This is a genomic window from Sphingomonas sp. GM_Shp_1 (assembly GCF_026540895.1).
In the GTDB taxonomy this organism is placed as follows: Bacteria; Pseudomonadota; Alphaproteobacteria; order Sphingomonadales; family Sphingomonadaceae; genus Sphingomonas.
On record NZ_JALNUR010000011.1, the window covers coordinates 82,412 to 92,746 of the forward strand.

The 10,335-nt window shown below is 67.1% G+C and carries 5 protein-coding genes; 1 reads left to right on the plus strand and 4 read right to left on the minus strand.

Features of this window, described 5'->3' with window-relative positions; genetic code table 11:
• Window positions 1-10: 10 nt before the first annotated feature.
• From OXQ33_RS08050 to OXQ33_RS08065, 4 genes are read right to left on the minus strand one after another with little or no spacing between them, the layout of a single operon-like run.
• Entirely contained in the window at window positions 11-1,810 is a 1,800-nt protein-coding gene (locus OXQ33_RS08050) for a glycoside hydrolase family 9 protein (RefSeq protein ID WP_267434162.1), read from the minus strand.
• On the minus strand, window positions 1,807-3,420 hold the full coding sequence (locus OXQ33_RS08055; protein WP_267434163.1) for a tryptophan halogenase family protein: 1,614 nt from the start codon (window positions 3,418-3,420) through the stop codon (window positions 1,807-1,809). Before OXQ33_RS08055 ends, OXQ33_RS08050 begins: the two co-directional genes overlap by 4 nt.
• Window positions 3,417-4,892, minus strand: coding sequence for a tryptophan 7-halogenase (locus OXQ33_RS08060; protein ID WP_267434164.1), 1,476 nt, complete (start codon window positions 4,890-4,892; stop codon window positions 3,417-3,419). The genes OXQ33_RS08055 and OXQ33_RS08060 overlap by 4 nt, the downstream gene beginning before the upstream one ends.
• Window positions 4,889-6,400 (minus strand): tryptophan halogenase family protein, encoded by a 1,512-nt coding sequence (locus tag OXQ33_RS08065; RefSeq protein ID WP_267434165.1) that lies wholly within the window; start codon window positions 6,398-6,400, stop codon window positions 4,889-4,891. Before OXQ33_RS08065 ends, OXQ33_RS08060 begins: the two co-directional genes overlap by 4 nt.
• Before the next feature lie 310 nt (window positions 6,401-6,710).
• Here OXQ33_RS08065 and OXQ33_RS08070 point away from each other — a divergent pair, with 310 nt between their 5' ends.
• Window positions 6,711-10,130, plus strand: a complete 3,420-nt coding sequence (locus OXQ33_RS08070; protein ID WP_267434166.1) for a TonB-dependent receptor — start codon at window positions 6,711-6,713, stop codon at window positions 10,128-10,130.
• Window positions 10,131-10,335 lie beyond the last annotated feature (205 nt).

The following is a 10,335-nucleotide window of genomic DNA, read 5'->3' on the forward strand; positions in this document are numbered from 1 at the left end:
CGAGAAAAAGTCATGGTCTGGGCGGCATCGCCAGATCGCTCGCGACCCAGACCAGCGGCGCGTTCCAATTGATCGCGACCTCGTTATGCGCATAGGCGCGCGCGTCATCGATCCAGCAGCGTTGGCCCACGCAATGCCCCTTCATCGGCGCGGAGGCCGGCTCGGGAAAGCTGGTGCTGTTGGCGCCGCCGCTTAGCACGCCGGGGGGCGGGCCGGGCGTCTTCGCATCGAACTGATGCGCCCAGAAACGGTGATGCGGGTTCCGCATCGGCTTCCACCCGAAGCCGCTGACATAGCTTTGGTCGAGCGGGTTGCGGCCCAGCACATAGTCCATCGCGTCGACCTCCGCGTCGCGGTAGCGCCGCTCGCCGGTGAAGCGCGCCGCGAGGGCCAGGATCATGCCCCGGCCCAGCAGCCCGCTGTTCGACCCCCATTGATAGGCGGTCGAGGCATAGGGAATATGATAGCCCGAGCGGGCTTCCTCCTCCAGGAACCGGTCGGCCAGCGCGATGAGCTTGGCGCGCGCCGCCGCCCGCTCGGATGACGGCACGCCGGTCGCGGTGGCGAGCGTGATCGTGCCCAGCGCGGCGGTCCCGCCCCAGCTCGGCTCCGCCGTCAGGGCGGCGGCGTGAAGCGGGTTGCGGTGCAGCGCCTCGGCCAGTTCGGGCATGCCGGTGGCGGCATAGAGTTCGGCGGTCGCCCAATAAAGCTCGTCGGTCAGGTCGTTGTCGCCATAGCCGCCGCTGCCATTGAAGGCCTGTGCGGCATAGACGGCCGGGTTGCGCAGCGCCGCCTGATAGGCCTTGCCCGCCGCGACCAAGCAGCGTTTGGCGAAGCCCTTGTCCACGTCGCGCCAGATGCGCGCGCATTGCGCAGCGGTGGCGGCGAGGTTCAGCGTCGCCGCCGTGCTGGGCGGATAGAGCAGCCGTTCTTCGCGGTCGTCGGCGGGCGCGGTGGGCAGCTTGGTCCAGTTGCGGTCGGCGATCTTGTGATGCGCCATACCCCCGGCATCGACATCGGTCAGCGTGTAAGGCCCGCGCCCCTGCCGCCCGACCGGCAGCGCCAGTGTCTGCCCGTCGGGCACCTGCATCGCCAGCAGGAAACGCATCTCCCACCGCGCTTCGTCCAGCAGGTCGTCGATCCCGTTCCCCGCCTCGGGCAGGGCCGCGCTGCCATCGGGAAAGGGGGGCGAGCCCGCATCGACCTCATAGAGATTTTGCAGCATCCACAGGGCGATACCGCCATTGACGACATATTTGCCCTGGTCGCCCGCATCATACCAGCCGCCGGTGACGTCGAGCGTATAGGGGCAGCCCGGCCAATTGGTCCCGGCAAGGTCGGGGCCCTTGAAGCAGGTCACGACCTCTTTCACATGCCCCGCCGCGCGCGCCCATTGCGGGCTGCCGGCGAAGCGCGCGTCGATCGGGACCCCGGCGCGCTGCTGGTAGAAGAAGTTCAGCGATGCGCGGGCGAGCGGGCGATAGATGCCCGCATCGATCACGAAGGGGTGGCTGACCCGGCCATCGACCCGGAGGCGATAGGTGCCGGACTGGGTATAGCTGGCGAAATCGATCCGGTGGACCTTGTCTCCCGACGCCGCATCCGGACCGAAATAGGTGGTGTGCCCTTCCGCGACGACGCGACCTGCCTCGTCCAGCAACTGCCAGGGAAGCGGGGTCGAGCCGCTGGCCGCGATGATCGCGCGCTTGGCGGTGTCGGGGCGGAAGCCGATCTGACTGACATGCGGCCCCGGCGCATCGCTCGCGCCGATCCCGGTGAGCGCGAGCAGGGGCAGAACGATCCGCTTCACAGCAGCCGCCCCGCCGAACCGGGCGTGGTTCGAGTGAAGTCGAAACCGCCGTCAGTCGCACCGGCCGCCGCCAGTCCGGGGGCCAGTGGCGACGGCGCGGTCATCCGCAGAAAGTCGCCATGGCTGGGCAGGCGCGCCGCCACATCGGCATAGCCTCCGCGCATCTGTTCCAGCGCCTGTGCCACCAGATTTTCATCCAGCGCATCGGCGGCGGGCTCCCAGCTTTGCGGGACCAGCCCCTGACCCAGGCAGACCGCGACCCAGCTCGGATTGGCGAACAGGTCATAGCCTTCGCGGAACAGCCGCCCCTTACCCGCCCACAGCGCCATCTTGCGCGACAGGCTGTCGGGCACCTCCATGGTGCGCACCCGGTTCCAGAAGGGCGTGTCGGCGCGCCGCGTCGCCTTATAGTGGAGGATGATGAAGTCGCGCACATCCTCGTACAAATCGTGCATCTGGCGGTTGAACTCGTCCCGCTCGCCGGGATCGAAGCGCGTGTCGGGGAACAGCGCGACCAGTCGCTGGATCGCCGCCTGCACCAGATGGATGCTGGTCGACTCGAGCGGTTCCAGGAAACCGCTCGACAGGCCGAGCGCCACGACATTGCGGTTCCAGCTTTGCCGCCGCCGCCCCGCCGTGAAGCGCAACTGGCGCGGATCGCCCAGCAACTCGCCCTCCAGGCTGCCGACCAGTTGCGCGCGCGCGGTCTCGTCGTCGAGGAATTCGCTGCAATAGACCAGGCCGTTGCCCATCCGATGCTGGAGCGGGATGCGCCATTGCCACCCTGCGTCGCGCGCGGTGGCGCGGGTGAAGGGATCGGGTTCGCGCGGATCGGGCAGGGCACAGGGCGCCGCGACCGCCCGGTCGCAGGGCAGCCAATGGGCGTAGCTTTCATAGCCGGTCTTTAGCGCTTCCTCGATCAACAGCCCGCGAAAGCCCGAGCAGTCGATGAACAGATCGCCCTCGATCCGCCGCCCATCGGACAGCGTCACCGCCTCGACATAACCGTCCTCGGGCCGCAGGTTCACTGCGTCGATCCGCCCCTCGATCCGGGTAACGCCGCCGCGCTCGGCATAGCCGCGCAGATAGCGGGCATAGAGCGACGCGTCGAAGTGAAAGGCGTAGAACAACTCGCGGATCGGCGAGCGCGCATCGGCCTTGGCCCGCCCGAAACGTCCGGTCCGCGCGGCCACCGCGCTCATCGACCAGTCGGCGATGCCCGGGATCGCGTGGCGGCTCCGCTCGCGCAGCCAGAGCTGATGGAAATGCACCCCCTGCAAATCCTGGCCGAACCGGCCGAAGGGGTGGAAATAGCGCTCGCCCTTGTCGCCCCAGTCTACGAACTCGATGCCCAGCTTGAACGTGCCGCCGGTCGCGGCGAGAAAGTCGTTCTCGTCCAGGCCCAGCATCTGGTTGAAGGTGATGATCGGCGGGATCGTCGCCTCGCCGACGCCGACCGTTCCGATCTCCTCGGACTCGATCAACGTCACCTGGGTATAGCCGTTGTTCAGCAACCGGGCGAAGGCGGCGGCGGCCATCCAGCCAGCGGTGCCGCCACCGACGATGACGACGCGGCGGATGCTATGGTCATGGGGGGGCGACATGCTCATCGGGCGAGGCGTCTCATCTGGCCCGCGCGCCATTCGGCATGGGCGGGAATCTGGGGAAGGGCGGCGGCGATGGCGTCGGACAGGCGGGTCATGACCGCCTGCACCTCGTGCGGAGGAACGCCATGGACCAGCGGATCGACCCGCCGCGGCAGGAACCCCTGACCCAGCAGCATCGCGGCCCAGCCATCGCGCGCGAAGGTTTCTTCCTCATAGAAGGGCAGGCGACCGCGCTCGGCGAATTGGGACAGGGTGTGGGCGAGGCTGGCGGGCGGTTCGGCGCGTGCAATCGCCTGCCACATCGGCTCGGGACGGTGCGCGGTGCGGTAGTGCGCGGCCAGGAAATCGCGCACCCGCTCCGCCTCGGCCAGCGTCTGGCGGTTGAAGTCGGCGGCCTCGACCGGGGCCATGGCGCGGTCGGGCAGCATCGCGATCAACCGGTCGATCGCGCTCAGCGCCAGATGCAGGTTGCACCATTCCAGCGGCTCGACCTGCGTGGCGGCGTCGCCGATCGCGATGCAGTTGCCGCGCCAGGGCTGGGGGCGCGTGCCGGGACGGATGACGATGGGCGCCTCGACCACCGTTCCGTCGCGCGACAGCATCGCGGCGGCGTCGGCGTCGGAAAGATGGGCGCTCGCATAGGACAGCCCCACCTGCTCGCCGCTCGACCAACACCAGCCCGCCGCATGGGCGGTCACGTCGGTCAGAACCGGCGCGCCCTCGCCCGACGCCCGCGTGCCGAGCAGGACGCGGTCGCAGGGCAGCCACGCGCTCCAGTCCTGCCGATCGTCATCGATCGCGCTGCGCAGCGCCGCCGCCGGACCGCTGGCGTCGAGGAACAGGTCGGCGGTCAGTGTCCGGCCGTCGCCGGTGGCAATCGCGTCGATATGCCCCCGCTCGTCCAGCCGAACCCCGGCGACCGTGCCCGTCACCTCCCGCACCCCGACATGGCGGGCGAAGGCGCGGATCATCGCCATGTGACGATCGAGGTCGAGGGTCAGGCCGAAGTCGTGCGCGCCGAAGATGCTGCCCGGCGCGGGCGGGGCGAAACGCCCTTCGCGTGCGATCCGGGCGGCGGGGGAATAGCTGTCGAAGGGGCGCGCCACGCCGTCACGCACCGCGCGAACCCAATGGAGATGGAACGCCGCCGGACCGATGGCATGGCCATAGGGGCCATAGGCATGGACATAATCGGGCAGCCCCTCCGCCCATCCGATGAAGCGCGTGCCCAGCCGATAGCCCGCTCCCGTCCGCGTCACGCCGTCATCCACGCCGATGCCCAGATCGGCCTGAAAACCCGCCAAGGAGGGCAGGGTACAGGCGATCCGATCCGCCAGCGCGTCCGGCGCGAGCGGTGTCGCCAGCAGGGTCACGTCGAGGAACGGCGCCCGACGCTTCAGCGCGGCGGCGGCGCACCAGGCGGTGAGGCCGCCACCGACGACCAGCACGTTCCGGATCGGTCCCGCGCCGGTCATGCCGCGGCGACCATCGGGCAATAGCGTTCCAGAAAGCCGCGATGATCGGGGCGCATGGCGACTTCGCTGGCGATCTCGGACCGCAGATCGCCGACCGCGCGCAGCAGATCGGCGGTGCCCGCGACATCGGCGCGCGGGTCCCATCCCTCCGGCACGATGCCCTGGCCCAGATAGACCGCGATCCAGCTCGCATCCAGGAAGACGCCCTCGCGATATTTCACGACGCGCGCCCGCCTGCGCCACAGGTCCAGCTTTTCGCCGAGGCTGTCGGGGATCTCCATCGTCCGGACGTAGTTCCAGAAGGGGGAATCGTCGCGCGTCGTCGCGTGATAATGGAGGATCAGGAAGTCGCGGATGCGATCATATTCCAGATCGATGATCCGGTTGAACTCGTCACGGTCGGAGGCGCTGGCCTGCTTGTCCGGGAACAGCTCGATCAGCGCGGTGATCGCCTGCTGCACCAGATAGATGCTGGTCGATTCGAGCGGTTCGAGGAATCCGCTGGCCAGCCCGATCGCAACGCAATTGCCGACCCAGCTCCGCCGCCGTCGCCCCGCCTTGAAGCGCAGCAGGCGCGGCTCGGCCAGCTTCTCGCCCTCCACCGCCTCCTCCAGCGCACGGGCGGCGTCGGCATCGGCGATGAAGTCGCTGGCATAGACATAGCCATTGCCGGTCCGATGCTGGAGCGGGATGCGCCAGCGCCATCCGGCGGGCATGGCGATCGCGCTGGTATAGGGGGTCACGGCGGTCTCGGTCCGGCACGGCATCGCCACGGCCCGGTCGGTCGGCAGCCATTTCGACCAGTCCTCGAACGGCTCGTCTAGCGTCTGGCCGAGCAGCAGCGAGCGGAAGCCCGAGCAGTCGATGAACAGGTCGCCCTCGACCCGCTCTCCGTTCGCCAGGACGACCGCGCGGATCAGGCCGGTTTCGCCGTCCCGCTCGACATCGACGACCATCCCCTCGGTCCGCACCGCGCCCGCTTCCTCGGCCAGCCCGCGCAGATAGGGGGCGAAGAGCAGCGCATCGAACTGATAGGCATAGCCGAAGGTCGACGATAGCGTTCCCGCATCGCGAATCGGGTGATCGAACCGTGCCTCCCGCGCGAGGGTGCAGGCATAGGACAGCGCGTCCAGCGGCGGCAGTTCATGCCCCTCGCGTGCCAGGCGCGTCCAATAATGATGGAAGTCGATCGCGCCGCTGCCCCGCCCGAACGTCCCGAACGGATGGATATAGCTGTCGCCGATCCGGCCCCAGTCGCGAAACTCGATTCCCAGTTTGAAGGTCGCGCGGGTGCGCGCCATGAATTCGGCCTCGGGAATGCCAAGTCGTTCGTTGAAGGCGCGAATATGGGGCAGGGTGGCCTCGCCGACCCCGACGACTCCGATCGCCTCCGACTCGATTAGTCGGACGGTGCACTGTCCCGAAAGGAGACGCGCCAGAGCGGCGCCCGCCATCCATCCGGCCGTGCCGCCGCCCACGATGACGACCCGCACCCGTTCCTGCGTCACCCTTCGCTCCCCCTCCTGACCCGTGAAAGACCGGGCCGTTTCGTCATTTCATGCCGCGCCTTCCCCGCCGCCGCAATCCACCAAGAAGGAAGCGTTGCAGGAATGTCGCACCTCCGACCGGATCGGACGTTTATAAGTTAAGCATCTTGTCGAAATGTTGCTGGTAGCGCAATCACGAGTCCGAAGATCGTGTCGATAGGCATGATCTCGACCTAACGGGCGACGCCAAAGGGGCGCGCAAAAAGGGGGGGATGACCATATGCGCAGCGTTGCGCCTCTCACTGTCACTGCCAATCGTTTTCATCGGCTTATGATCGGTGCGTCCGCCGGTGCCCTGTGCATCGCGGCGCTCAGCACGCCCGTCATGGCGCAGACCGCCGACCAGCAGACGACGACCGATCCGGATCAGAGCACGACCTCGCCGACCGGTGCGGTCGCGGGCCAGGGTACGGCCGGTTCGTCCACCCCGCGCACCAGCGCCAGCGTCGAGGCCCCCGGGTCCCAGCCGCCCGCGGGCGATGAAGCCGTCGACGAGAAGGAAGTCGTCGTCACCGGCATCCGCCAGAGCCTGGCGAACGCGCAGACGATCAAGCGCAACTCCGACACCGTCGTCGACGCGATCACCGCGTCCGACATCGGCGCGCTGCCCGACCGTTCGGTGACCGAAGCGTTGCAGCGTGTGCCCGGCGTGTCGATCAGCCGCTTCGCCGCCGCCAACGATCCCGACCACTTCTCGGTCGAAGGCTCGGGCGTCGCGGTGCGCGGCCTGACCTTCGTCCGTTCGGAATTCAACGGCCGCGACACCTTCTCGGCCGGTATCGGCGGCCAGGCGATCAACTTCTCCGACGTGCCCGCCGAACTGCTCGGCTCGGTCGAGGTGTACAAGAACGCCACCGCCGAACTGATCGAGGGCGGTCTGGCCGGTACGGTCAACCTGAACACGCGCAAGCCCTTCGACAACAAGGGTTTCCATGCCGGCTTCACGGCGGAGGCCAATTACGGCGACTTCAAGAAGAAGTGGTCCCCGACCGGCTCGCTGCTGCTTAGCGACACCTGGGACACCGGCATCGGTCGCTTCGGCCTGCTCGGCAACATCTCCTATTCGCGCGTCCGCAGCCGCGCGGACAGCATCCGAATCACCAACATCCAGACCCGCGACAACGTCCTGGCGCTGGCGGCCAATTCGACCACGGCGCAGAATTGCCGCAACCCGCTGCCCGGCACGGTCGACCAGACCACGCTGCCCGTCGGCGGCGCGACCGGTTTCGAATGCGGCGCGGCCAGCACGCCCGGCGCGGACGGTTTCCTCGATCCTGCATCGCTGCGTTACGCTCCGATCGGCGGTCAGTTCGCGACGCAGGAATTTGATCGCAAGCGTGACGGTATCGCGCTGGCGGGGCAGTGGCAGAGCACCGACGAGCGCACCGTCCTGACCGCGCAGTTCCTGCGCACCCATACAATCAACAACACCTCGGAGCGGACCTTCGAGACCGCGCCCGATCTGTCGGAATACAACACCTATCCGGTGGGTTGCGTTCAGAACAACGCCGGTCCTGCCAACTCGACGATCGCGCAGTGCCCCACCGGCACGACCAAGAACTATGTCTACGACGCGAACGGCCTGTTCCAGTCGGGCTACATCACCGCGCCGGGTAATGGTTACCGGGCATCGTGCAGCGGCCAGGCGACCTGCTGGATTCCGACCGGCGGTACGCAGCAGTCGCTCGCGCGCGGCATGACGCGGGACGAGAACACCGTCACCGATTTCGGCGTCAACCTGAAGACCGAGCTCAACGATCACCTGTCGATCAACCTGGACGGCGACTATACCCGCGCCACCAAGACCAGCACCGATCTGCGCGTCTTCGGCTCGACCTTCGCCGATTCCGAGCTGGACCTGACCGGCAGCCTGCCGATCGTGACCCCGCACAAGCCGTCGACGTTGCAGGCAAGCTGGGCGACGCCCAACCCGACCCTGAACCAGCAGAGCGACGCGGATTATTTCGCCAACCGGAACGTCCAGTTCTGGCGCGCGGCGATGGACCATCTCGAAGAGAGCAAGGGCCGCGAATACGCGTTCAAGGCGGATGTCGACTATAAGTTCGACGATGGCAGCTTCCTGACCCATGCCAAGTTCGGTGCGCGCTATGCGGACCGCTCGTCGCAGGTGCGCTACACCACCTATAACTGGGGTGCGCTGTCGGAAGTGTGGTCGGGCACCAACCCGGTCTCGTTCGCGCAGGCGCCGGGTCAGACCGAGCTTTACACCTTCCCGAACTTCTTCCGTGGCGCGACCAACGGCGCTCCGTCTGCCTATTACTATACCGGCGATATGACCGGGAACTACCAGCAGTCGGCGGCCTATCTCCAGTCGATCGGCAATCTGTGGAAGTCGGCCAATGGCTCGACCGCGACGACATGGTCGCCGCTGGCGCAGCGTGCTGGCGTCGTCGCGGGCACGCCCTATCTGCCCTCCGAAATCCAGGACGTGTCGCAGCAGGACAAGAATGCCTATGCGCAGTTCAACTTCGCGACGCCGGGCAATCTGTTCGGCGATGTGCGGATGAGCGGCAATATCGGTGTCCGCTATGTCCTGACCGACGTCACCTCGGCGGGCTCGATCGGCGCTCCGACCCAGCAGCAGACCGGCACGACCGATCCGTTCGCCACCCGCTGCGCCCCGCAGCCGGTGACGCAAAATGGTCAGCCCGTGTTGCAGAACGGCGTGCCGCTGGTCGCGGTCCCCGCCGGTATCTGTCAGCTTGGCCAGGCCGGGTATAACGCCATCCAGCAATTCTCGACCGGCATCACGGTGCCCGACACGGCGCGTAGCCAGTATCACTACTGGCTGCCCAGCATGAACCTGAAGTTTGGCATCGGCCGTGACGTGGTACTGCGTCTGGCGGCGTCGAAGGTCATGACCCGTCCGGATTTCGCGAATATCCGCAACTTCCTGCAGCTCGGTTTCGACACCAATAGCGGCCAGATCACGGCGACGGCGGGCAATCCCTATCTGAAGCCCGCGACCGCTTGGCAGTTCGACGCGACGGTCGAATGGTATTTCGCCCGCGTCGGTCAGTTGTCGGTGGACGTCTTCTACAAGTCGGTGAAGGACTTCTTCTACCAGTCGCTGACCAACCGCACGATCACCAGCAATGGCGTGACGCAGTCGGTGCTGGTCCGTGGTCCCGCCAACTATGAGGGCACCGGCAAGATCAAGGGCTTCGAGGCCGCCTATCAGCAGACCTTCGACTTCCTGCCGGGTCTGCTCAGCGGCTTCGGCGCCAGCGGCAGCTATACCTATATCGACAGCTCGGGCCTGCCCAACTCGTTCCTGAACGGTGGCGCGCCGGCGAATACCTCGAACATCAAGCCGGGCAACATCCCGCTCGAGGGTCTGTCGAAGCATACGGTCAATGCGGCGCTGTTCTACGAAAAGGGTCCGGTCTCGCTGCGTGCGGCGTATAACTGGCGGTCCAAATATCTGCTGACCCCGGCGGACGTGATCTTCCCCTACACTTCCATCTATCAGGATGCGGGCGGGCAGTTGGACGCCTCGGCGTTCATCAACCTGAACAAGTATCTGAAGATCGGCGTGCAGGGCGTGAACCTGGCCAATCAGGTCATCAAGACCGAGCAGGCCTATATCAGCGGTTCGACCGCGACCGCGCCGCGCTCGTACATCGTCAACGACCGCCGCTTCTCGTTCGCGCTTCGCGGCACCTTCTGATCCGGGCGAGTCGGTCGGGGCCTTCGGGCCCCGGCCGCAAGCCTGACCTGCGACCGTCCGTTTCTCCAAGGGGAGGCGGGCGGTTTTTCTTTGTGGGATCGGGCTAACCCCCGTTCAGCCTGAGCGAAGTCGAAGCCTGTCCGGGGCGCCTACCCCAGAACGGGATGACATGGAGTCGACCCGAACTGAGCCCCTCCCCTTCAGG

What these genes read in the sequence shown, in the direction of transcription:
- OXQ33_RS08055 (WP_267434163.1), bottom strand. Translation starts at nt 3,420, where the DNA reads ATGAGCATGTCGCCCCCCCATGACCATAGCATCCGCCGCGTCGTCATC.
- OXQ33_RS08060 (WP_267434164.1), bottom strand. Translation starts at nt 4,892, where the DNA reads ATGACCGGCGCGGGACCGATCCGGAACGTGCTGGTCGTCGGTGGCGGC.
- OXQ33_RS08070 (WP_267434166.1), top strand. Translation starts at nt 6,711, where the DNA reads ATGATCGGTGCGTCCGCCGGTGCCCTGTGCATCGCGGCGCTCAGCACG.